Source organism: Streptomyces sp. NPDC089915 (assembly GCF_040684675.1).
Classification (GTDB): Bacteria; Actinomycetota; Actinomycetes; order Streptomycetales; family Streptomycetaceae; genus Streptomyces.
Map to the genome: position 1 here is coordinate 44,645 of NZ_JBFBGN010000005.1, position 23,011 is coordinate 67,655.

At 72.6% G+C, this 23,011-nt stretch carries 18 protein-coding genes; 7 read left to right on the plus strand and 11 right to left on the minus strand.

Annotation, left to right across the window (positions count from 1 at the left end; genetic code table 11):
• Positions 1–7: 7 nt before the first annotated feature.
• Positions 8–466 carry a VOC family protein gene (locus tag AB0O29_RS03035; RefSeq protein WP_365145125.1) on the minus strand — a complete coding sequence of 153 codons (459 nt, stop codon included), beginning with the start codon at positions 464–466 and terminating at the stop codon, positions 8–10.
• A 135-nt stretch (positions 467–601) separates the two neighbouring features.
• Here AB0O29_RS03035 and AB0O29_RS03040 point away from each other — a divergent pair, with 135 nt between their 5' ends.
• Together AB0O29_RS03040 and AB0O29_RS03045 are read left to right on the plus strand one after the other, a co-directional pair.
• Positions 602–1,171 carry a CGNR zinc finger domain-containing protein gene (locus AB0O29_RS03040; protein WP_365145128.1) on the plus strand — a complete coding sequence of 190 codons (570 nt, stop codon included), beginning with the start codon at positions 602–604 and terminating at the stop codon, positions 1,169–1,171.
• 273 nt (positions 1,172–1,444) lie between these two features.
• Positions 1,445–4,777, plus strand: a complete 3,333-nt coding sequence (locus AB0O29_RS03045) for a S8 family serine peptidase (protein WP_365145131.1) — start codon at positions 1,445–1,447, stop codon at positions 4,775–4,777.
• 82 nt (positions 4,778–4,859) lie between these two features.
• Here the strand turns inward: AB0O29_RS03045 and AB0O29_RS03050 are convergent, their stop codons facing one another.
• The gene (locus AB0O29_RS03050; RefSeq protein WP_365145134.1) at positions 4,860–6,341 is read right to left on the minus strand and encodes a M28 family metallopeptidase; all 1,482 of its coding nucleotides are present in this window, start codon (positions 6,339–6,341) and stop codon (positions 4,860–4,862) included.
• A gap of 262 nt (positions 6,342–6,603) precedes the next feature.
• Here AB0O29_RS03050 and AB0O29_RS03055 point away from each other — a divergent pair, with 262 nt between their 5' ends.
• Together AB0O29_RS03055 and pepN are read left to right on the plus strand one after the other, a co-directional pair.
• Positions 6,604–7,632, plus strand: a complete 1,029-nt coding sequence (locus AB0O29_RS03055; protein WP_365145137.1) for an aspartate-semialdehyde dehydrogenase — start codon at positions 6,604–6,606, stop codon at positions 7,630–7,632.
• A gap of 153 nt (positions 7,633–7,785) precedes the next feature.
• Positions 7,786–10,356 carry an aminopeptidase N gene (gene pepN / locus AB0O29_RS03060; RefSeq protein WP_365145140.1) on the plus strand — a complete coding sequence of 857 codons (2,571 nt, stop codon included), beginning with the start codon at positions 7,786–7,788 and terminating at the stop codon, positions 10,354–10,356.
• Between the two features lie 598 nt (positions 10,357–10,954).
• On the opposite strand, the gene AB0O29_RS03065 is transcribed toward pepN, so the two are convergent.
• From AB0O29_RS03065 to AB0O29_RS03075, 3 genes are all read right to left on the minus strand, one after another.
• Positions 10,955–11,212, minus strand: a complete 258-nt coding sequence (locus tag AB0O29_RS03065) for a hypothetical protein (protein ID WP_365145143.1) — start codon at positions 11,210–11,212, stop codon at positions 10,955–10,957.
• Complete coding sequence (locus AB0O29_RS03070; protein WP_365145146.1) at positions 11,205–11,345, minus strand: hypothetical protein; 141 nt, start codon at positions 11,343–11,345, stop codon at positions 11,205–11,207. Before AB0O29_RS03070 ends, AB0O29_RS03065 begins: the two co-directional genes overlap by 8 nt.
• A 133-nt stretch (positions 11,346–11,478) precedes the next feature.
• The gene (locus AB0O29_RS03075) at positions 11,479–12,258 is read right to left on the minus strand and encodes a GntR family transcriptional regulator (protein ID WP_365145149.1); all 780 of its coding nucleotides are present in this window, start codon (positions 12,256–12,258) and stop codon (positions 11,479–11,481) included.
• Between the two features lie 18 nt (positions 12,259–12,276).
• Between AB0O29_RS03075 and AB0O29_RS03080 the strand changes: the two genes are divergently transcribed.
• A complete protein-coding gene (locus AB0O29_RS03080; protein WP_365145152.1) occupies positions 12,277–12,783 on the plus strand; it encodes an NUDIX domain-containing protein in 507 nt (168 codons plus the stop codon).
• A 571-nt stretch (positions 12,784–13,354) separates the two neighbouring features.
• On the opposite strand, the gene AB0O29_RS03085 is transcribed toward AB0O29_RS03080, so the two are convergent.
• The 3 genes from AB0O29_RS03085 to AB0O29_RS03095 all read right to left on the minus strand — a co-directional run bounded on the left by AB0O29_RS03085 (position 13,355) and on the right by AB0O29_RS03095 (position 16,316).
• Positions 13,355–14,254, minus strand: coding sequence for a LysR family transcriptional regulator (locus AB0O29_RS03085; RefSeq protein WP_365145155.1), 900 nt, complete (start codon positions 14,252–14,254; stop codon positions 13,355–13,357).
• Between the two features lie 10 nt (positions 14,255–14,264).
• Positions 14,265–15,128, minus strand: coding sequence for a DMT family transporter (locus tag AB0O29_RS03090; protein ID WP_365145255.1), 864 nt, complete (start codon positions 15,126–15,128; stop codon positions 14,265–14,267).
• A 267-nt stretch (positions 15,129–15,395) separates the two neighbouring features.
• Positions 15,396–16,316 (minus strand): EamA family transporter, encoded by a 921-nt coding sequence (locus tag AB0O29_RS03095; protein ID WP_365145158.1) that lies wholly within the window; start codon positions 16,314–16,316, stop codon positions 15,396–15,398.
• Between the two features lie 177 nt (positions 16,317–16,493).
• On the opposite strand from AB0O29_RS03095, the gene AB0O29_RS03100 reads away from it, so the two are divergent.
• Positions 16,494–17,003, plus strand: coding sequence for a MarR family transcriptional regulator (locus AB0O29_RS03100; RefSeq protein ID WP_365145161.1), 510 nt, complete (start codon positions 16,494–16,496; stop codon positions 17,001–17,003).
• Positions 17,004–17,254: 251 nt separating this feature from the next.
• Here the strand turns inward: AB0O29_RS03100 and AB0O29_RS03105 are convergent, their stop codons facing one another.
• Genes AB0O29_RS03105 through AB0O29_RS03115 form a run of 3 tightly spaced genes read right to left on the minus strand, consistent with a single transcriptional unit; the run spans position 17,255 to position 19,760 of the window.
• On the minus strand, positions 17,255–17,494 hold the full coding sequence (locus AB0O29_RS03105; protein WP_365145164.1) for a hypothetical protein: 240 nt from the start codon (positions 17,492–17,494) through the stop codon (positions 17,255–17,257).
• A gap of 20 nt (positions 17,495–17,514) precedes the next feature.
• Entirely contained in the window at positions 17,515–19,512 is a 1,998-nt protein-coding gene (locus AB0O29_RS03110) for a 4-alpha-glucanotransferase (protein ID WP_365145166.1), read from the minus strand.
• Positions 19,513–19,529: 17 nt separating this feature from the next.
• Positions 19,530–19,760 carry a hypothetical protein gene (locus AB0O29_RS03115; RefSeq protein WP_365145267.1) on the minus strand — a complete coding sequence of 77 codons (231 nt, stop codon included), beginning with the start codon at positions 19,758–19,760 and terminating at the stop codon, positions 19,530–19,532.
• 228 nt (positions 19,761–19,988) lie between these two features.
• Here AB0O29_RS03115 and AB0O29_RS03120 point away from each other — a divergent pair, with 228 nt between their 5' ends.
• The gene (locus tag AB0O29_RS03120) at positions 19,989–22,991 is read left to right on the plus strand and encodes a beta-N-acetylglucosaminidase domain-containing protein (RefSeq protein WP_365145169.1); all 3,003 of its coding nucleotides are present in this window, start codon (positions 19,989–19,991) and stop codon (positions 22,989–22,991) included.
• Positions 22,992–23,011 lie beyond the last annotated feature (20 nt).

Sequence of the window (23,011 nt, forward strand, 5' to 3'; positions counted from 1 at the left end):
TGAGGGCCTAGAAGAATCCGCAGGTCGGAGCGGACTCCGCGGGGGCGGGAGCGCCCTCTGCGCCGGTCGGCACGGAGATCTCCAGCCGGGTGCCGTCCGGGTCGTGGAAGAAGATCCCGCCGGAGGCGGCACCCTCGCGGTGGGCGACGACGCCCTCGTAGGCGAAGTCGACGCCCAGGCCGCGCAGCCGCTCCTCGTACGCCCGGACCTCCTCGATCGAGCCCGCGGAGAGGGCCAGGTGGTGCAGCCCGGCCGCCCGCGGCGCGTACCGGTCGTCCGCCTGCTGCCAGAGGGTGAGGACGAGCTCCCCGTCACGGCCCAGGAAGGCGAAGCGGCGGCCGTCCTCCTTGCCCTCGCCGAGCTGCTCGAAGCCGAGGGCCTCGCGGTAGAAGGCGAGCGAGCGGTCCAGGGCGGTGACGTTGAGGCCCACGTGCCCGGTGCGGAGCGTGCCGATGGCGGCGGTCATGAGGGTTCCCTTCCCGAGGAATCCGGTGGTCCGGCGTTCAGTCGTTCTAACCTTCTAAATCGAGATTAGAGGTTAGGGGCGCGGGCGTCAACCGGTCACGTACCCTTGAGGGGTTAGCGGCACGAGGAGGCGGACATGACGGCGGTACCGACGACGGACCCCCGTCCGCTCACCGGGGAGCCGGTCTCCCTCGACCTGCTGAACACGCGCTGGATGCGGGAGGGCGAGCTCACCGACCTCTTCGCCGGGGCCTTCGGGCTGAGCCGGCTGGAGGGGCTGGCCCTCTGGCTGGAGAGCACGGGGCTGGCCGGGCGCTTCCGCGCCGACAAGTCGGCCCTGGTCCACCTGCTCACCGCGCGCGAGGCACTGGCGCGCGCCGTCGCGGACCCGGCCGACGCCTCCGCCCGCGAGCTGATCGACGCCGTGCTGGAGCACGGCCGGATCCGGGCCACGCTCACCGCCGAGGGCCCGGGCGAGCGTGCCGAGTTCGACGACCCCTCCTGGGGGCCGGCCTGGACCGCGGCCCGCGACTACCTCGCCCTGCTGGGCTCGGCGCCGGAGCGGATCCGCAAGTGCGCCTCGGAGACCTGCGTCCTGCACTTCCACGACACCTCGCGCAACGGCACGCGGCGCTGGTGCTCGATGGCGGTGTGCGGCAACCGCGCCAAGGCCTCGCGCCACTACGCGCGCACGCGCGAGCGCTGAACGGTCGGAATCTGTCACACCCGGGATGAGAACCGATCCCGACACACCCCGGTTACACGGCCTGTAAGTCGATAAATCCACTCCTCGACCGTGGCGACTCGCCCCGGCTTGCCCCGGCCTGTTCCCGATGGCGGAAACTCCACCCTGGCGAGTGTCCGCCATGTCAGGTCTCGGTCAATGACAACCCTCCCCAAACAGCTGTCACTTGCGCAAAGCTGACCGGTCATCCGGCACCGAAATCCGGACCGTATCGATCTCTAGCCAGGGATGCTGATGACCCTCGAATCCCCCAGCTCCACCGGGGCCATATCCGGCGCCCGGCGCGCGGCCCGCGTCGCGGCGGCCGCGGGCCTGGTGGCCGCGCTCTGCGCCACCGGAGCCGTACCCGTCTTCGCGGCGACCGGTGACAACCCGTCGGCCCCGGCTCCGGCCAAGTCGGCCGACCAGAAGCTCGGTTCGGCGGACGCCGAACTGCTCCAGGAGGCCAAGGCCAAGGGTGACGCGACCGTCACCGTCATGGTCGCGACCGCCCCGGGCCAGACCAAGCAGGTCTCCGACCAGCTGCACGCCGTCCAGGGTGCTTCGGTGGGCCAGACGTACGACAAGCTCGGCTACGTCCGCGCCACCCTCCCGACCGACAAGGCGGAGGCGGCGCTGAAGGCGGCCGCCAAGCTGGAGTCGGTGCACGGCATGGACCTCAAGCAGGAGATCCAGCTGCCGGACCCGCGCCCGGACTCGGGCAAGGACGGTTCGGGCAAGAAGACCGCCGCCGAGACCTACCCCGGTCCGGACAAGAACACCCCGGCGAAGAACCCGTACAACCCGTCCTTCGAGACCGGCGCGGTGGACTTCGTCCAGAAGAACCCGCAGGCGGACGGCCGCGGGGTCACCATCGGCATCCTGGACTCCGGCGTCGACATCGCCCACCCGGCGCTGCAGAAGACCACCACCGGCGAGCGCAAGATCGTCGACTGGGTCACCGCGACCGACCCGATCCTGGACAACGACGCCACCTGGCGCCCCCAGGTCACCCCGGTCACCGCCACCGGCGGCACCTTCGCCGCGGGCGGCCAGAACTGGAAGGCGCCCGAGGGCAACTACCAGTGGAGCCGCTTCAGCGAGTCGATCACCGCCACCGGTGACATGAAGGGCGACGTCAACCGGGACGGCGACACCACCGACAAGTTCGGCATGCTGTACGACCCGGTGGCCGGCACCGTCCGCGTGGACACCGACCAGGACGGCGACTTCACCAACAACGAGCCGATGAAGCCGTACAAGGACGGCTACCAGATCGGCTACTTCGGCACGGACAACCCGGCCACGGACGTGGCCGAGCGGATCCCCTTCGTGATCCAGATCCGCAAGGACGTCCCGATGGACCCCTTCGGCGGGGACTGGGTCGGCAAGAAGGCCGACTTCGTCAACATCGGCATCATCGAGTCCGAGCACGGCACGCACGTCGCCGGCATCACCGCCGCCAACAGCCTCTTCGGCGGCAAGATGAACGGCGAGGCGCCCGGCGCGAAGATCGTCTCCTCGCGCGCCTGCTCCTGGTCCGGCGGCTGCACCAACATCGCGCTGACCGAGGGCATGATCGACCTCGTCGTCAACCGCGGCGTCGACATCGTCAACATGTCGATCGGTGGTCTCCCGGCGCTGAACGACGGCAACAACGCCCGTTCCGAGCTGTACAAGAACCTCATCGACACCTACGGCGTCCAGCTCGTCATCTCGGCGGGCAACGAGGGCCCCGGCGTCAACACCATCGGCGACCCCGGTCTCGCCGACAAGGTCGTCTCGGTCGGCGCCGCGGTCTCCAAGGAGACCTGGGCCGCCAACTACGGCTCCGGCGTGACCAAGAAGTACGACATGTTCCCCTTCTCCTCGCGCGGTCCGCGTGAGGACGGCGGGTTCACGCCGACCATCACCGCCCCCGGCGCGGCCATCAACACCACCCAGACCTGGCTGCCCGGCAGCCCGGTCAAGGAGGCGGGCTACAACCTGCCGGCCGGCTACTCGATGCTCCAGGGCACCTCGATGTCCTCGCCGCAGGCGGCGGGCGCCAGCGCCCTGCTGATCTCGGCCGCCAAGCAGCACAAGATCGCGCTTCCCCCGGCGAACCTGCGCGTGGCGCTGACCAGCACCGCGAAGAAGATCGACGGCGTCCCGGCGCACGCCCAGGGCTCGGGCCTCATCGACGTCAACAAGGCCTGGGAGTCGATCCAGCGCGGCGCCAAGGCCAACGAGTTCACGGTCAAGGCCCCGGTCGACACCGCGCTCGACCAGTTCCTGAAGACCCCGGGCTTCGGCACCGGCGTCTACGACCGCGAGGGCGGCCTGAAGGTCGGCCAGAAGAAGGTCTACGACGTCGTCGTCACCCGCACCACCGGCCCGAAGTACGGCACCCGCCACAACCTGAGCTGGCGCAACAACGACGGCACCTTCAAGGTCGTCGGCGGTGGCGGCTACGACTACGTCACGCTGCCGCTGAACAAGCCCGTCACCATCAAGGTCGAGGCCAACGTCAAGTCGGCCGGCGTCCACAGCGGCATCCTGCAGCTCGACGACCCGACCACCGAGGGCATCGACAAGCAGATCCTGTCCACGGTCGTCGCCTCCACCCCGCTGGCGCAGCCGTCGTTCTCGCTCTCGGACAAGTCCTCCGTGCAGCGCAACAGCCACAAGTCGTACTTCGTGACGGTCCCGCAGGGCGCCAAGACCCTTGAGGTCGCGCTCGGCGGTCTCGCCGCGGGCAGCCAGACGCGCTTCATCTCGATCCACCCGTACGGCACGGGCGTCGAGGACAGCGCCACCACCATGTGCTACCCGAACTACGACAACCCGGCCAACAAGTGCCGCCCCGACCTGCGCTCCTACGACAACCCGCAGCCGGGCGTCTGGGAGATCGAGGTCGAGTCGCGCCGTACGTCGCCGCTGCTGGACAACCCGTTCAAGCTGGACGTCTCCGTCCTCGGCGCGGGCTTCGACCCGGCGGTCAAGGTCCTGCCCGAGGTCAAGCAGGGCACCCCGGCCCCGGTCCAGTGGACCGTGAAGAACACCGGCGCGGCCATCTCCGGCGGCAAGCTCCAGGGCGGCCCGCTCGGCTCCGCGAAGGTCGACAAGCCGACCATCGCCGCCGGCGAGACCAAGACCACCGAGGTCACCGTCGGTGAGGGCGTCTCCCGTCTGGACGTGGCGATCAACCACACCTCCGACGCCGCCGCCGACCTCGACCTCGAGGTCTACAAGGACGGCGTGAAGGTCGCCTCGTCCGCCGACGGCGACTCGGACGAGTCCGTGAGCCTCGACAAGCCGGCCGCCGGCACGTACACCGTCAAGGTGATCGGCTACGCGGTCCCGTCCGGCTCCACCACGTACGACTACCGCGACGTCTACTTCTCCTCGGCCCTGGGCACCGTCCAGGTCGACGGGGCCGCCGCGGTCAACCTCGCCACCGGCGCCTCCGCGCAGGTCTCGGCGAACGTCCTGGTCTCCGCCGCGGCCCCCGAGGGCCGTCAGTTCTTCGGCCAGGTCCAGCTGCTCAACGGCCGCGGCACCGCCGCGGGCACCGGCAGCGTGCAGATCGACAAGGTCACCCCGTAAGGGCGTGAACTGAACGCATGACGAAGGGGCGGGCGCTCGACGAGCACCCGCCCCTTCCGCATGCCCCCCCTCGGGCCCTACGTCACTTCCCCAGCGAGCTCAGGTCCTGGGCGTACGTGCCCACCGCGTGCGCGATCACGTCGAGGTTGGTGTCGAACGCCTTGAGGTCCAGGTTCTTCAGGGTGTCCCCCGCCCCGTGGTAGTTCGGGTCGTACGGGGCCCCGGCGGTGCCGCCGTAGCGCTTGGCCTGCTCGGCGGTCTTGATCCCCTCGGCACCGGTGAAGGTGCCGCCCGCCGGGATGCCGTTCTCGATGAACGGGCCGTAGTCGGAGCGGCCGTCGAAGTCACTGCCCTCGTGCGGCTTGCCCTTCTTGTCCAGGAAGCCGTTGATCAGCGACTCGATCTGCGCCGAACCGGCCGGACCCGCGCCCGCCCCCGTCTTGTCGGAGTCGTCCCCGTCGTAGACGAACTGCACCGGGTTCGGCGAGGCGATCATGTCGAAGTTCAGGTAGAGGGCGATGTCCTTCTTCTGCTTCTCCGACAGCTGCCCCACGTAGTGCTCCGAGCCCAGCAGGCCCAGCTCCTCCGCCGACCACCAGGCGAAGCGGACCTTGTTGGCGGGGCCCTTGCCCTTCTTGTTGGCGCCCTCGTCGGCGAGCTTGAGGGCCACCTCCAGGAGGCCGGCCGAGCCGGAGCCGTTGTCGTTGATGCCGGGGCCCTCGGGGACGGAGTCCAGGTGCGAGCCGACCGTGACGACGCGGTCGGCGCGGCCGCCCCTGGTCTCGGCGATCACGTTGCGGGTGGTCTTCTTCACGTGCTCCTGGTCCAGGTCCAGGCGCACCTTCACCTCGCCCTTCGCCGCGGCCGCGGCCAGCGCCTCGCCGTCGGCCAGGGTGATCCCCGCGCTGGGGATGATCCCCTCGGACGGGGAGGAGAACCCGCCGCGGACCGGAGTGGTGCCGCTGTGGTTGTAGACGATCACACCGGCCGCACCGGCCGCCGCGGCGGCCCGCTGCTTCTCCACGAAGGTGCAGGCACCCCGCTTGACCAGGGCGATCTTCCCGGTGAAGGCACCCGCCGGGTAGTCGTCGGCGGTGCAGCCCGGGGTCTCGTCGACCCGGGCCAGGGCCAGCGGGGCCGTGAGTCCGCCGGCCGGGGTGGACTTGGTGAAGGTGAAGGCGGCGGTGGCCAGCTCGCGCGGCTGCTCGCCGAGGACGGTGGTCCGCTCGGTCCTGGTGTGCGCCTCGTAGATGTCGAAGTCCTGGTACGAGACCTCGTAGCCGGCCTTCTTCAGGGTGTCGTGGACGTAGGCGGCGGAGGCGGCGTGGCCCGGCGTGCCCGCGGCCCGGTTGCCGCCGTTGGCGTCGGCGATCTGCTGGAACTTCGCCAGGTGGCGGTAGGCCCCGCGCGCGGTGACCTCCTCGACCAGCTCCCTGGCGAGCCTCCCCTCGCGCGGGTGGGCGGCCGCCGGGGTGGCGGCCAGCAGGACGGGCGCGGCGACGGCGGTGGCCGCGAGGGCGGCGAGGGCCGGTATGGACCGGCGGTGGTGGCGGATGGTCCGCATGGTGGTGTTCCCCCCCGGGGTGACGGTTTCGGTTCCTGGGACGCCGCGTCCGGATAGCGATCACGGCTGAACGGAAGCTAACCCGCCCCGACCAGGCATAACGGGCGTTCGGGGGCGTTGAAACACTCCCGTCACGGACTCGTCGCAGGGGTTCACGGGCCCGACACTGTCCGCACCTCGGACAATGGATTGGACAAGCCTCGTGGGGTCGAACGCATGATGGCCTCACGCGCCCGCGTCGTACGTAGCTGAAGGAGTCACCGTGAGGGTCGGAATCGTCGGAGCCACCGGACAGGTCGGCGGAGTCATGCGCGCCATCCTCGCCGAGCGGAAGTTCCCGGTCGACGAGCTGCGGCTCTTCGCCTCGGCCCGCTCCGCCGGCTCCACCGTGGAGTGGCAGGGCCGGGAGATCACCATCGAGGACGCCTCCACGGCCGACTACTCCGGCCTGGACATCGTCCTCTTCTCCGCGGGCGGCACGACCTCCAAGGCCCTCGCCGAGAAGGTCGCCGCCCAGGGCGCCGTCGTGATCGACAACTCCTCCGCCTGGCGCAAGGACCCCGAGGTCCCCCTCGTGGTCTCCGAGGTCAACCCGCACGCGATCAAGAACCGCCCCAAGGGCATCATCGCGAACCCGAACTGCACCACCATGGCCGCGATGCCCGTGCTGCGCCCCCTCCACGACGAGGCCGGCCTGACCGCGCTGATCGCCACCACCTACCAGGCCGTCTCCGGCTCCGGCCTGGCGGGCGTCGCCGAGCTCGACGGCCAGGTCAAGGCCGTGGCCTCCGAGGCGACCAAGCTGGTCCACGACGGCGAGGCCGTCGAGTTCCCCGAGCCGGGCGTCTACAAGCGCTCCATCGCCTTCAACGTGCTGCCGCTGGCCGGCTCCATCGTCGACGACGGCTCCTTCGAGACCGACGAGGAGCAGAAGCTCCGCAACGAGTCCCGCAAGATCCTGGAGCTCCCGGAGCTCAAGGTCTCCGGCACCTGCGTGCGCGTCCCCGTCTTCTCGGGCCACTCCCTCCAGGTCAACCTCCGCTTCGAGCGCCCGATCAGCGTCGAGCGCGCCTACGAGCTGCTGGCGGACGCCCCCGGCGTCGAGCTGTCCGAGATCCCGACCCCCCTCCAGGCCGCCGGCAAGGACGCCTCGTACGTGGGCCGCATCCGGGTGGACGAGACGGTCGACAACGGCCTCGCGCTGTTCCTCTCCAACGACAACCTCCGCAAGGGCGCGGCGCTGAACGCGGTGCAGATCGCGGAGCTCGTGGCCGAGGAGCTGCGCGGCTGACGCACGCGGCGCGCAAGGGGCGGTGCCGGCGACGGCGCCGCCCCTTCGAATGGGCGGAGGGGCCTCCTGTTCGCCTCTGGATTACTCCTGCGCGGTGACGGGCCCTCCATGGAAGGATGGCCGGGCAACGTCACCATCAAAGGAGATGAACGCGTGCCTGGCACGAATCTCACCCGTGAAGAAGCTCAGCAGCGGGCGAAGCTGCTCACCGTCGACTCGTACGAGATCGAGCTCGATCTCAGCGGCGCACAGGAGGGCGGCACCTTCCGGTCCGCGACCACCGTGCGCTTCCAGTCGGCCGAAGCGGGGGCCGGGACCTTCATCGACCTGGTCGCGCCGGCCGTGCACGAGGTCGTGCTGAACGGCAAGGCCCTCGACGTGGCCGCCGTCTTCCGCGACTCGCGGATCGCCCTGGACCACCTCGCCGCCGGCGCCAACGAGCTCCTCGTCGTCGCGGACTGCGCCTACACCAACACCGGCGAGGGCCTGCACCGCTTCGTCGACCCGGTCGACCAGCAGGCCTACCTGTACACCCAGTTCGAGGTGCCGGACGCGCGGCGGGTCTTCGCCAGCTTCGAGCAGCCCGACCTGAAGGCGACGTTCCGGTTCACCGTGACGGCCCCCGAGGGCTGGACGGTCATCTCGAACTCCCCGACGCCGGAGCCCAAGGACCGGGTGTGGGCCTTCGAGCCGACCCCGCGCATCTCCTCGTACATCACCGCCCTGATCGTGGGCCCGTACCACGCGGTGCACAGCACGTACGAGGGCAAGGACGGGCAGGTCGTCCCGCTCGGCATCTACTGCCGCCCCTCGCTCGCCGAGTTCCTCGACGCGGACGCGATCTTCGACGTGACCCGGCAGGGCTTCGACTGGTTCCAGGAGAAGTTCGCGTACGACTACCCGTTCGCGAAGTACGACCAGCTCTTCGTGCCGGAGTTCAACGCGGGCGCGATGGAGAACGCGGGCGCGGTCACCATCCGCGACCAGTACGTCTTCCGCTCGAAGGTGACGGACGCGGCGTACGAGGTGCGCGCCGAGACCATCCTGCACGAGCTCGCGCACATGTGGTTCGGCGACCTGGTCACCATGGAGTGGTGGAACGACCTGTGGCTGAACGAGTCGTTCGCCACCTACACCTCCATCGCCTGCCAGGCCTACGCCGAGGGCTCGAAGTGGCCGCACGCGTGGACCACGTTCGCGAACTCCATGAAGACCTGGGCGTACCGGCAGGACCAGCTGCCCTCCACGCACCCGATCATGGCCGACATCCGCGACCTGGACGACGTCCTCGTCAACTTCGACGGCATCACGTACGCCAAGGGCGCCTCGGTGCTCAAGCAGCTCGTCGCGTACGTCGGTCAGGACGCGTTCTTCAAGGGCGTGCAGGCGTACTTCAAGGCGCACGCCTTCGGGAACACCCGCCTGTCCGACCTGCTGGGCGCCCTGGAGGAGACCTCGGGCCGCGACCTGACCGCCTGGTCGAAGGCGTGGCTGGAGACCGCCGGCATCAACGTGCTGCGGCCGGAGGTCGAGACGGACGCGCAGGGCGTCATCTCCTCGTTCGCCGTGCGCCAGGAGGCCCCGGCCCTGCCGGCGGGCGCCCAGGGCGAGCCGGTGCTGCGCCCGCACCGCATCGCGGTCGGCCTGTACGACCTCGACGGCGGCAAGCTGGTCCGCACCGAGCGGATCGAGCTGGACATCGACGGCGAGCTGACGGCGGTGCCCGAGCTGGTGGGGCGCGCCCGTCCGGCCGTCGTGCTGCTCAACGACGACGACCTGTCGTACGCCAAGGTCCGGCTGGACGCGGTCTCGCTGGCCAACGTCACCGCGCACCTGGGCGACTTCACCGAGTCGCTGCCGCGCGCGCTGTGCTGGGCGTCGGCGTGGGACATGACGCGTGACGGCGAGCTGGCCACGCGCGACTACCTGGCGCTGGTCCTGTCCGGCATCGGCAAGGAGTCGGACATCGGCGTGGTGCAGTCCCTGCACCGCCAGGTGAAGCTGGCCATCGACGTCTACGCCGACCCGGCGTGGCGGGAGCAGGGCCTGGCCGCCTGGACGGAGGCCTCCCTGGAGCACCTGCGCGCGGCCGAGCCGGGCAGCGACCACCAGCTGGCGTGGGCCCGCGCCTTCGCGGCGACGGCCCGCACCGGGGAGCAGCTCGACCTGCTGGGTGCGCTGCTGTCCGGCGCGGAGACGGTCGAGGGCCTGGTCGTCGACACCGAGCTGCGGTGGGCGTTCCTGGAGCGGCTGGCCGCGACCGGGCGCGCCGACGAGGCGGAGATCGCCGCGGAGCTGGAGCGGGACGCGACGGCGGCCGGCGAGCGCCACGCCGAGACGGCCCGCGCCGCCCGCCCGACGGCGGAGGCCAAGGCCGCCGCCTGGGCGGCCGTGGTGGAGTCGGCCGACCTGCCGAACGCGGTGCAGGGCGCCGTGATCGGCGGCTTCGTCCAGACCGACCAGCGGGAGCTGCTCGCGCCGTACACGGAGAAGTACTTCGCGGTGGTCAAGGACATCTGGGACAACCGCAGCCACGAGATCGCGCAGCAGATCGCGGTGGGGCTGTACCCGTCGCTCCAGGTCTCCCAGGAGACCCTGGACGCGACGGACGCCTGGCTGGCCTCGGCCGAGCCGAACGCGGCCCTGCGCCGCCTGGTCTCGGAGTCCCGCTCGGGCATCGAACGCGCCCTGAAGGCCCAGGCCGCGGACGCGTCGGCGAGCTGATCCGAGACGGGCCCGTCCCCTTGGGGGGCGGGCCCGTCCGCCTGCCCGCCGGCTCGCGGCGGGGGCCCGCTTGCCGCACCCCGGCTCGCGGCGCGGGCCCGCCACCTCCCCCGCGAGGGGCCGGGGGCGGGCCGGTGTCTGCCCACCCGCCTCCCCGTCTGCGGGCCGGTGGTGCGGGGAGCGGTGTCACGGCGGGCGGTCTCAAGGAGGGCTGGGGGCTTCCCGCCAGTCCCACTGTCCTTCCGGCCCGGGCCGCCCTGTCAAGGGCGCTCCCTCCGGTCGCGTCGCTTCGCGATGGCCTTCGGCCACCCTTGACAGACCGACCCGAACCGGAAAGACAAGGACTGCCGGGAACCCCCCAAAGGAACGGGACGGACGTTCCTTGGACATACGGCGGGATCAGCGACGAGCCGGGCAGGCCGGGGGCCGGCAGACCAGACATCCGGCCCCCGCAATAGGCAATCGGCAATCCATGCCAGCCCACGCATCAGATCGCTACGCGCTCCTCATCGCTCAGCGTCCGACGGCCGTCCCGGGCCGCTACCCGCACCCAAGGCCGACGAGATCGGCATCCGGGACCGGCGGGCGCGGCAGATCGCTACGCGCTTCTCCCGTCTCGGCGACGGCGGGCCGTCTGGGGCTGGTCATAGGCGGGGACGACGTTGTCGACGGCGGTGGTGAATTCTCGGCCGGATGCACCCCGGATGTAGGCGAGTTCCTTCCAGCACTCGTAGGTGTGGCAGTCCGAGACGTTCTCGTTGATGACGGCCATCAGCTCACCCTCGGCGCCGGAGGCAAGGTCGCGGACACGGCGACGCAGGAGACGGTGGGGGACGTACTCGTACTGGTCACTCATCGGGCAGTTCCTCGAAGGTGTCGAGGAAACGCTCCCAACCGGCCTGCGCACGGTCGAGCAAGTCTGAGTTGGGGCCGACTAAGGGCGGGGGTGCCGGCTTTGAGGCCAGCGGTTGAACAGGAAGCTGACTCATCCGCTCACTCCTCTATAGAGGCTGAACTCCATCACTCATGCATAGGAGTGATGGGAAGAAGAGTGCCTCACTCCTGTACATGAGTCAACCCACCGTGAAGACTCCCTCACGGTGGGTTGCAGCCGGCTGGCTCTCAGTCGGTTGCGGGGATACGGAACTCGAAGACGAACTGGTCGGCGGCCATGAGGGTGTCGCAGACCTCCACGACGCGGCCCGTGTCCGTGAGGGCGTTCCTGAGGAGGTGCACGACTGTGGCGCCGGGGCTCAGCGCGAGCTCCGATGCCTCCGCCTTCGCGGCGGGGCGCGCCTGCAACGTTTCCACGAACTCGCTGAAGACATGGCCGTGTTCCTCCAGACGGGCGTAGATGCCGCCGTCTCCGGGGTTCTCGGCGAAGAGTTCGGGGATGTCACGCACCACGTCCCACGGCAGGTAGGACGTCGCGGTCTCGACTGGAGTGCCGTTGCGGAAGTACAGGCGGCGCCGTGCGAGCACCTTGGTACCGACTTCTACGCCGAGGCGTTGGGCGATTGCCTCGGGAGCGTCGACCGGCCCGATGTGGATGACACTGACCTTGGCTGTGGCGCCGGACTGCTCGGACTCGGCGAGGTATGCGGCCTTGCCGCCCTGCCTGAGCGAGCGACGGAACCGGTCCGAGGACCGGTGGCGCACCGGCGGTCGGGCCTTCACGAACGAACCCTTGCCGTGCCGCGTGTCGACGAGACCGCTGGCGCGGATCTCCAGCATGGCTTTGCGGACGGTCCCGCCCGAGACGCCGTACCGCTCGACCATCTCGGCTTCGCTCGGCACTTGGTCCCCGGGCTGCAAGACGCCGGTGCGGACCTGCTGGACGATGTCCTCGGCGATCTGCAAGTACCGGGGTACGGCCTTGCCCTCTCCTACAGCTGCTCCCATGGTCCTTCCTATCCTCCTATGCTCATGTACATGAGTAACAGCGCCTCGCCGAACGGGTCAACGCCACGTCACTCGGTTTCGGTTGCCGGGGTCGTGGTGCGCGATGACGGTCGGCTGCTGGCCATCCGCCGTGCCGACAACGGCACATGGGAGCTGCCCGGCGGAGTGCTGGAGCTGGTGGAAACCCCGGAAGACGGGGTACGGCGGGAGGTGCTGGAGGAAACCGGCATCCACGTCGAGGTGGACCAGCTCACCGGCGTGTACAAGAACATCACGGCTGGCGTGGTCGCCTTGGTTTTCCGCTGCAAGCCTTCCGGCGGCTCGGAACGTCTCTCCGGTGAAAGCACGGCAGTGCGGTGGCTCACACGGGAAGAGGTCACCGACCGGATGGCCGAGGTCTACGCCGTCCGCCTCCTGGACGCCCTCAACGGAAACGGCCCTCACGTCCGCAGCCACGATGGTCGCCAATTCCTCCCAGACCAGGCCCAGACGAGCGTCGGACGCTGGGACGACAGGAGCGCGTAGCGATCTGATGCGCCCACCGGCCCCGAATGCCGGTCCAGTTGGCATTTCATGCAAGTAGCAACCCCAGACGGCCGCCGGACGCTGAGCGATGAGAAGCGCGTAGCGATCTGATGCGTGGGGCCGCCCCCGGCTCCGGCTTCGCCGGTCGCGGGCCGAATGTGTGGTCTGCCGTGGCCCGACCGCCCGGCTCAGCGCTGATCCCGCCGCATGTCCAAGGAACGTCCGTCCCGTTCCTTTGGGGGTTCCCGGCAGTCTTCGGCGTTTCGCAGCGGGACGGCCTGTCAAGGGTGGCCGAAGGCCATCGCGAAGCGACGCGACCGAAGGGAGCGCCCTTGACAGGCCGGCCCGACGCGGAAGGACGATGAGACTGGCGGGAAACCCCCAACCCTCCCCGAGACCGCCCCGCGAAGACCCCGCCCCTCCCCCCGCCCCTCCCCCGGCCCCGCCCGCTGTCCCCGTGCTGCCCGGCGGCCTACCGTCCCCTGCCCACCCACCCGCACCCGGGGAGGCGGGTGGGCAACCACCGGCCCGCCCACACCCCTCGCGGGGGCGATAGCGGGCCCGAGGCCCCTCACCCCCTCGACCCCGCCGTCGTCCGGAGCGCCGTCAGGACCCGCGCCACCGCCGGGGACGACTCCGCGCCGCTGCGGAGGGCCGCCACCACGTGGCGGGTGGGGCGGTCGTGGGTGAGGACGCGGAGGACGACGTCGGCCGCGCGGGCCGAGACCATGCGGGGGACCAGGGCCACGCCCATGCCCGCCTCCACCATCGCCAGGATCGACGTCCAGCCCGAGGCCGAGTGGGCCTGCCGGGGCTGGAAGCCGGCCGCCTCGCAGGCGCTGCGGGTGATCTCCGACCAGGGGCCGCTGCCGCCGTAGATCCACCGGTCCGAGGCGAGGTCGGCCAGCCGGACGCCGGGGGCGTCCGCCAGGGGGTGGTTCGGGGGGAGGGCCACGTCCAGGGGGTCTTCCAGGAGGGGCAGGCGGGTGAAGCGGGCGTCGTCCGCCGGGGTGTGGGCGGCCAGGGAGAGGGCCAGGTCGACGGCTCCGGTGGAGAGGAGCTCGTACGCCTCCGCCGCCTCGGTCTCCCGGATGCGGACCTCCACGCCCGGGTGGTGGCGTTCGAGGGCCGCGACGGCCGGGACGACCAGGGCCGGGATGGCGGTGGCGAAGGCGCCGACGCGGACCTCGCCCACGTCCCCCGCGAGGTAGCCGGCCAGTTCGGCGTCGGCGCGTTCCAGCTGGGCGAAGACGGCGTCGGTGTGGCGCAGGACCAGCTGGGCGGCGTCGGTGAGGCGGACGCCGCGGCCCCGGGCCTCCAGCAGGACGACGCCCAGCTGTCGGGCGAGGTTGGTCAGTTGCTGCGAGACGGCCGAGGGCGTCATGTGGAGCGCCTCGGCCGTCGCGGTCACGGTGCCCCGGTCGGCCAGGGTCCGCAGGATGCGCAGCTTCTTGATGTCCCAGTCGGTCACCTGGGTGAAGTTACCGGCGGGCCGCACTGGCCAGGGCCACACCGCCCAGGATCAGGCCCATGCACAGGAGCTGGGCCGGGCCGGTCCGCTCGCCGAGGAGCAGGAGGCCGAGGCCGGCGACGCACACCGGCTGGAGGTAGTAGACGACGCCCGCGCGGGCGGCGCCGATCAGGGAGACGGCCTTGTTCCAGGAGAAGAAGGCGACGGCGGAGGAGAAGACGCCCACGTAGAGGAGCGGGCCGACGGTGCCGGCGGTGGCCTCGAAGCCGCCCTGGACGTGCAGGGATATCGCGTACGCCGGGGCCAGCATCAGGGCGCCGAGGACGAAGGTGGTGATCAGGAAGGCGAGTCCGCCGATCTCGGCGGGCTTGCGCTTGAGGAGGGCGCTGTAGGTGGCGAAGGAGAAGGCCGCGGCGAACATCCACAGGTCGCCCGCGCCGAAGTGGAGGCTCAGGGTGCCGCCGCCGACCAGGAGGAGGACGCCGAAGGCCGCGAGCAGCATGCCGAAGACGCGGCGGGCGCCGAGCCGTTCGCCGCCGAGGCGGGCGTAGAGGGCCATGATGACCGGCGAAGCCGCCATGATCGTGCCCATGTTGGAGGCGGAGGTGGTCAGTCCCGCCTGGTGGACCAGGGTGTTGTAGAGGGTGACGCCGAAGAGGGTGGCGAGGCTGATGTAGCCGATGTGCTTGCGGATCAGGGCCCGCTGCTGCCAGGCCTGGCGGGCGGCGAAGGGGGTGACCGCGACGGCGGCGATGATCCAGCGCCAGAAGACGGCCTGGACCGGGGGGACGGTCCCGGACATGCCGCGGGTGGCGACGAAGCTGCCGGACCAGACGACCGTGGCCAGCATGGCGAGGAGTACGCCGAGTCCCACGGCCCCCTTCTTGCCCGTGCTGCTCGTGGTCTGCTGCCGGTCCTCTTGAGGTGCGGTCCGGGCGCGGTCCGTGACGGCCACTTCTGGTCTCTCCTTCTGGTGGTGCGGGTGTGGTGGGATTACCGTCGCATCACTTGACCTTCCAGGTCCATCGAAAGATTTCGATGGGTTGGTTCAGTAAAAACGAAAGATCCCCGGGAGGTCGGGGGCGACCTTCCGGGGATGCGGGCGAGGGTGCGAGAGGGCGGGGGCGGGGCGGCCGGGGGTTCAGGCGACCTTGACCTTCGGGTTCTCGGTGCGCGGGGTCTCCTGCGGGCCGTCGGCCTTCGGCTTCGCCGCGCGGCCCGGGAGCTGTCCGAAGACGGTGGCGCCGAAGGCGATCACCATGCCCAGGACCTGGACGGGGCTCAGGGCCTGGCCGAGGGCGGCCCAGCCGATGACGGCGGCGGTGAGCGGGGAGAGCGGGCCGAGCAGGGTGACCGAGGTGGCGGAGAGGCTGCCGATGCCGCGGAACCAGAGGAAGTACGCGGCGCCGGTGTTGATCAGCATCATGTAGCCGTAGCCCAGGAAGGCCTTGCCGTCGAGGGCCGGCGGCGCGCCCTCGATCAGGGCGGCGATCGGGATGATGACCAGTCCGCCCGCGGTGAGCTGCCAGCCGGTCACGGCCAGCGGGCCGACGCCCTCGGGGCGTCCCCAGCGCTTGGTCATCACGGTGCCGGCGCCCATGGAGGCCGAGGAGACGATGCCGGCGATGACACCGACCAGGTCGAGCTGGGCCTGGGAGGTCAGCACCACCATGCTCACGCCGAGCGCGGCGACTATCGCGGCGAGGACGTTGCGGGCCTTGGCCTTCTCGCCCAGCAGCAGGGCGGCCAGTCCGACGACGAACAGCGGGCCGGCGGAGCCGAGGACGGCGGCGACACCGCCGGGGAGGCGGTAGGCGGCGAGGAAGAGGAGCGGGAAGAAGGCGCCGATGTTGAGGGTGCCGAGGACCGCCGACTTCCACCACCAGGCGCCCTTGGGGAGGGTCCGGGAGAGGGCGACCAGCAGGAGACCGGCGGGCAGGGCCCGCATCGCGCCGGTGAAGAGCGGCCGGTCCGGCGGCAGCAGCTCACTGGCGACGAAGTAGGTCGAGCCCCAGGAGATGGGGGCGAGTGCGGTCAGGACGATGGTGGTGACTCGGTTCACGGTCACTCACTCCTCGGGCAGGTGATGGGTACGGCGGGCGGAGATCTTGGCCGCGACCCACCCGGGGGCCCGTCCCGGCCTCCCCGGGTAGGTCGCTGATAAGTAGCTTAGCAGTAAGCTACTTTTTAGCAAGCTACTTTCTTGTGGCTGAGTAAGCGGAAGCCGGATACTTGGGGCATGACCGCACTGAAGAGGGACACCGCCCCGGACGCCGTCGACGCGATCACCGACCAGTGGTACGAGGTGCGCCCCGACCTGGACACCACGCCGATGGCCGTCTTCGGCAGGATCTACCGGATCTCCAAGGCCATGGGGGACGCGGTGGAACGGGCGTACAACCGCCACGGGGTGTCCCGCGGGGAGTTCGACGTGATCGCCACGCTGCGGCGATCCGGAAGCCCGTACACGCTCTCGCCCCGCGAGCTGTCGGCCACCCTGATGCTCACGACGGGCGGGATGACCGGGCGCCTGGACAAGCTGGAGAAGGCCGGGCTGCTCACCCGCAGCCCCGATCCGCACGACCGGCGCGGGCTCCAGGTGACCCTCACGGAGCGGGGGCTCGCGCTCGTGGACGAGGCGGTCAGCGCCGGCATCGAGGTGAACCGGGCCGGTCTCGCGGACTTCAGCCCCGAGGAGGTCGAGGCGCTCGGCGGGCTGCTGCGCAAGCTCCTCGCCGACATGCCCTGAGCCCGGCGGGCCCTGAGCCCGGAAGGCCCTGAGCCCGGAAGGCCCGGGCGCCGCGCGGCCGGGCGCCCCGCGGCCCGGATCCCAGCGCCCCCGCGCCACATGCCCCGGCGCCCCGCAGGCCGCTCAGCGCCCCCGCGGCCCGGATCCGGGTGTGCCGAGGCGCCGGAGGTCGGCACGGGGCCGGCTCATGCCGGCTCCGCGGACCTCCGGCGCCCGGAAGTGCTGGAGTTGTGGGACCGCCCGGGGGCGGGTCAGCCCTGGTTCTGCTGCTTGCGCGACTTGTCGCCGACCATCACGAGGCCCGCGATGATCAGGAAGATCACGATCGGCGCGGCCACGTACAGGCCGAGCGTCTCGCCGATGCTCAGCCCCTTGCCCGGGTCATCGCCGTCGTCGCGGGTGAGCGCCAGGGCGGGAGACGTCATCAGCAGCATCATCAGCGCGGTTCCGGCCGAGACGGCGCCGGCGCGCAGAGCGTTCTTCTTGTCCACGGTGCAAACGTAGCGAACACCTAAAGCGGGCGCGCGCCCGGGGGTGCCGTACGGGTCCCCCCGCCCTCCCGCACCGCGCTCAGCAGGGCGTTCGCCCGCGGGGAGGCCGTCAGCGCCTCCAGGGTCAGCGGCCGGCCGGCCGCGTCGGCCACCGGGAGCCGCCAGTTGGGGTACTGGTCCCAGGTGCCGGGCAGGTTCTGCGGCCGCCGGTCCCCCACCGCGTCCGGCAGCCATACGCCGACCAGCCGGGCCGGCGTGCGCAGCAGGAAGGCGTACAGGGCCCGTACGGCGCCCTCCTCGTCCTTGGCCTCCAGGCCCAGCCCGTCCAGCACGCGCAGCCACTCGGCGGTGTCGGCGGCGTCCTCGGCCCGCTCCTCCTCCACCGGACGGGTCAGCAGGCCCAGCCGGTCGCGGAGTTCGACGTGGGCGCCGGCCAGTTTGGCGGCGGTGGGCGGCAGGTCGTGGGTGGTGGCGGTGGCCAGGCAGTCGGCCCGCCAGGCCTCCGGGGCCAGCGGCAGCCCGTCGCCGGACCAGTCCCGTTCGAACCAGAGCACGGAGGTGCCGAGGATCCCGCGCCGGGCCAGCGCCTCCCGCACCCGGGGCTCGACCGTCCCCAGGTCCTCGCCGACCACCACGGCGCCCGCCCGGTGGGCCTCCAGGACCAGGACGGCGAGCATCGCCTCGCCGTCGTAGGAGACGTACGTGCCCCCGGCGGGCGCGGTGCCCTCCGGGATCCACCAGAGCCGGAACAGACCCATCACGTGGTCCACGCGCACCGCGCCCGCGTACCGGAACACCCCGCGCAGCAGGGCCCGGAAGGGGGCGTAGGCGTGGGCCTCCAGGGCGTCGGGGCGCCAGGGCGGCAGCCCCCAGTCCTGGCCGCGCGCGTTGAAGGCGTCCGGCGGGGCGCCGACGGAGACGTGCCGGGCGTGGAAGGGGCCGAACCGGGCGTCGGAGCCCTCCGGGTGCACGCCGACGGCCAGGTCGTGGACGATGCCGACCTCCATCCCGGCCTCCCGGGCGGCCCGCTGGGCGGCGGTCAGCTGGGTGTCCGTCAGCCAGACCAGCCAGGCGTGGAACCCGGCCCGCTCCCCGGGCTCCCCGGCGGCGGCCGCGCACCAGGCGGCGTGCAGGTCGAGCCCCTGGCCCTGGGCGGCGCGGTAGGCCCGGTAGGCGGCCTCGCGGGCGGGGGTGCGCGGGACGGCGTACAGCAGTTCCAGGGCGGCCCGCTTGAGGGCCCACACGGCGTCCCGGTCGATCAGGGCGCCCTTCTCCAGCACCTCGCGGCGCAGCTCCCCGCCCTGCGCGGCCAGTTCGGCGAGGGCCTCGCGGTCCGGGCAGGCCTCCCATTCGGGGAGGTCCTCGACGCGCAGGTACACCGGGTCGGGGAAGCGGCGGGAGGCGGGCCGGTAGGGGGAGGGGTCGGTCGGGGCGCCGGGGACGGCCGCGTGCAGCGGGTTGACCTGGATGAACCCGGCGCCGTGGGCGGAGGCGGCCCAGCGGGCGAGTTCCGCGAGGTCGGCGAGGTCGCCCATGCCCCAGGAGCGCTCCGAGAGCAGGGAGTACAGCTGGACGAGCAGCCCGTGGGCCCGCGCGGGCGCCGCCGGGGCCCGGTCCGGGGCCACGATCAGGGTGGCCCCGGCGGTGCGGCCGTCGGGGGTCCCGGCGGTCAGCCGGTGCACCCCGAGGGGCAGCCGCGGGTCCCAGGCGGCCTCCCCGGCCCCGTCCTCCAGGGTCACCCGCAGCCGCGTCCCGGCCGGCAGCGCGGCCAGGGCCGCGGGGGCGGGCTCGCCGCGCCACTGGACGAGGGTCGGCGGGAGCAGCCGCCCGGCCGCCTCCCGTTCGGCGGAATCGGCCGCCTCCCGTACGTCCTCGGGGGTGTCGACGGGGACGCCGGTCAGGCCGAGCACCGCGCGGACCGTGGCCGCGGGCACGGGGACGGTGACGTCCTCGGCGGGCTGGTAGGAGGTGGCGACGCCGTGGTGGGCCGCGAGCCGGGCGAGGTCGTCCATCTGCATCCTTGGGGCTGGAAGGGTTACGAGATCGCCTCGCTCGTCAGCGGGGCCTCGTGCACGAGCGGGGTCTCGCTGGTCAGCGGGGCGTACGCCGCACCGGGCAGCGGGGTCTCGCTGGTCAGCGGCGCGTCCGCGCACCCGGACAACGGGGAGGTGCCCGTCGGGGGCACGTCCGCGGGGCCCGACCGGGCGGGGAGGTGGGCGAGCGGGGCTCGGGTACGGGCGGCGGGCGGCGCGGTGCGGGCTTTCACGGGGACTCCCTCGGACGTGCTGCGGACCGGTGCTCCGGACCCGGCCGGTCCGGCGGCTCCGCCCATGCAACACCTGCGCCGGACACCGCAGCCATACCCAGTCCGGGACGCCGCATTCCTGGCCGATCTTGGTCAGATCGCCCCGCGCGCATTGACACTTCAGCCGCACGGGTGGTGGGCTCGGGCTCATTCGTACGGGCGGGGGACGACTCGGGACGGGGAGGCTCCGTGCAGCTCAGGGGCAGGAAGCGGAGCACCGCGGCGGCGGTCGCGGTCATAGGCTCGCTGCTGGGCGGGGCGGTGGCCTCGGTCCCGGAGGGGATGCTGGCCGCCTCGCCCAAGTCCCCGGCCGTGCCGCGCCCCGACGGCGGATCCGCCGCGGTGGCCTCCGGCGGCCCGGGACCGCTCCTCGACCCGGCCACGGACGTTCCGCGAGCCCCCTCCGAGGGTCCGGCGGTGTGGCCCCGGCCGCAGTCGGCTTCGGCCGATCCGGCCCGCGAGGTGCCGGTGGCGGCGGAGGCCGTGCTGGTGGTGCCGGAGGACGTGGACCCGTACGCCGCGGACGTGGTGCGCACCGCCCTGCGCGCGGCCGGTGTACGGACCCTGCACGACCGGCCGCCGGGGGCGGTGCTGCCCGAAGGGGCCCTCGTCGTACGGCTCCAGGGGGCGGACGCGGAGGCGGCGCTGCTGGCGCTCGGCGCGGCCCCGGCCGGGGACCTGCCCGCGGGCGGGTACCGGCTGGCGGTGGGCAGGACCGGCGGGCGGGACACGGTCGCGCTGGCCGGGGTGGGGGCGGACGGGCTGTTCCACGCCGCGCAGACCCTCCGTCAGCTGCTGGCGGCCGGGGGCGGGAAGGTGCCCGGGATGCTGGTGCGGGACTGGCCCATCGCTCCGGTGCGCGGGGTCACCGAGGGGTTCTACGGGCAGCCCTGGAGCCGGGAGCAGCGGCTGGCGCAGCTGGACTTCCTGGCCCGTACCAAGCAGAACCGGCTGCTGCTGGCGCCGGGTGACGACCCGTACCGGACGACGGCCTGGCGCGAGGAGTACCCGGCGGCCTCCCGCGAGGAGTTCCGGGACCTGGCCGAGCGGGCCCGGGCCGATCACGTGACGCTGGGCTGGGCGGTGTCCCCGGGCCAGTCCATGTGCCTGGCGTCGGCGGACGACCGGGCGGCGCTGCTGCGCAAGGTGGACGCGATGTGGGACCTGGGGTTCCGGGCGTTCCAGCTCCAGTTCCAGGACGTCAGCTACGCCGAATGGAGCTGCCGGGCCGACCGGGTGCGGTACGGGACGGGGCCCGTCGCGGCGGCGAAGGCGCACGCGGAGGTGGCGGGCGAGCTGGCGGCGCACCTGGCCCGGCGGCATCCGGGGGCGGCCCCGCTGTCGCTGCTGCCGACGGAGTACTTCCAGGAGGGTGCCACCGCCTACCGGACGGCCCTGGCCGGGGCGCTGGACGCGCGGGTCGAGGTGGCCTGGACGGGGGTGGGCGTGGTGCCGCGGACCATCACCGGCAAGGAGCTGGCCGGGGCCCGGTCGGCGCTGGGGCATCCGCTGGTGACGATGGACAACTACCCGGTCAACGACTGGGACCCGGACCGCATCTTCCTCGGCCCGTACGCCGGCCGCGAGCCGGCGGTGGCGAGCGGGTCGGCGGCGGTGCTGGCGAACGCGATGGCGCAGGGCACCCTGTCGCGGATCCCGCTGTTCACGGCCGCCGACTACGCCTGGAACCCGAGCGGGTACCGGCCCGGGGAGTCCTGGGCGGCGGCGGTGCGCGACCTGTCGGGCCCCGACCAGCGGACCCGGGCGGCGCTGGCCGCGCTGGCGGGGAACACGGCGTCCTCGGGGCTGAAGATGGAGGAGTCGGCGTACCTGAAGCCGCTGGTGGACGAGTTCTGGCGGGCCCGTGCGGCCGGGGACAAGGCCGCGGGCGACAGGCTCCGGGCGGCGTTCACCGTGCTGCGGGAGGCCCCGGCGCGGCTGCCCTCCCTCTCGGAGGAGGCGGGGCCGTGGCTGGAGCGGCTCTCGCGGTACGGGGCGGCGGGCGAGCTGGCGGTGGACCTGCTGCGGGCCGAGGCCCGGGGTGACGGGGCGGCCGCCTGGCAGGCCTCGCGGGACCTGGCGGCGGCGCGGAGCGCGCTGGCGGAGCAGGAGGGGGTCCGGGTGGACGCCTCGGTGCTGGACCCGTTCCTGGCGAAGGCGGCGGCGGAGTCGGACGCCTGGACCGGCGCGAACCGGCCGGCCGGGGCGGTGCGGCGGGAGCCCGGCTCGTGGACCGTGCGGCTGGAGGAGGCGCGTCCGCTGGCGGCGGTCACGGTGATGACGGACCCGCTGGGGCCGGGGTCGCGGGGCGCGTCGGTGGAGGTGCGGGTGCCGGGCGAGGGCTGGCGGCGCATCGGGGAGGCGGCGGGTTCCGGTTGGACCCAGGCGGACGTGGGCGGCGTACGGGCGGACGCGGTGCGGCTGACGTGGGCGGGTGAGGACCCGGTGGTCCACCAGGTGGTGCCGTGGTTCGCGGACGACCCGCAGGCGGGGTTCGAACTGTCCGACGAGGGCCGGGTGGACGTGGAGGCCGGCGGGGCCGCGCGGACGGTGTCGGCTCAGCTGTCGGCGGTGCGGCCGGGGGAGGTCAAGGGCGCGCTGTCGGCGTCGGGGCCCGCGCCCGCGGGCATCGAGGTCCGGCTGCCGGGCCCGGTCACGCTCCCGCGCGGGGGCCGGCTCTCCCTCCCGGTGGAGGTCCGCGTGCCCGCGTCGACCCCTGTGGGCACGTACGCGGTCCCGCTCGCCTTCGACGGCCAGGTACGCACGCTGACGGTCCGGGTGGTGCCGCGCACGGGCGGCCCGGACCTGCTGCGCACGGCCCGGGTGACCTCGTCGGGGGACGAGTCGGCGCGTTTCCCCGCTTCGGCGGCGGTGGACGGCTCGGAGCTGACCCGGTGGTCCTCGAAGCCGGTGGACGGGGCGTGGTGGCGGGCGGAGCTGGCGGCCCCGGCCCGGATCGGGCTGCTGAGCCTGCACTGGCAGGACGCGTACGCGTCGGAGTACCGGGTGGAGACCTCGTCGGACGGGGTCGTGTGGCGGCCGGCCGTCTCGGTGTCGTCCCGGGGCGGCACGGACACGCTCCGCCTGGACCCGGCCGTGGAGACCCGCTTCCTCCGGGTCACCTGCGACCGCCGCGCGACCCCGTACGGCTGCAGCCTCTGGTCGGCAACGGCCTTCGCGGTGGCGCCGTAGCCCTGCCGCGGTGGCCTTGC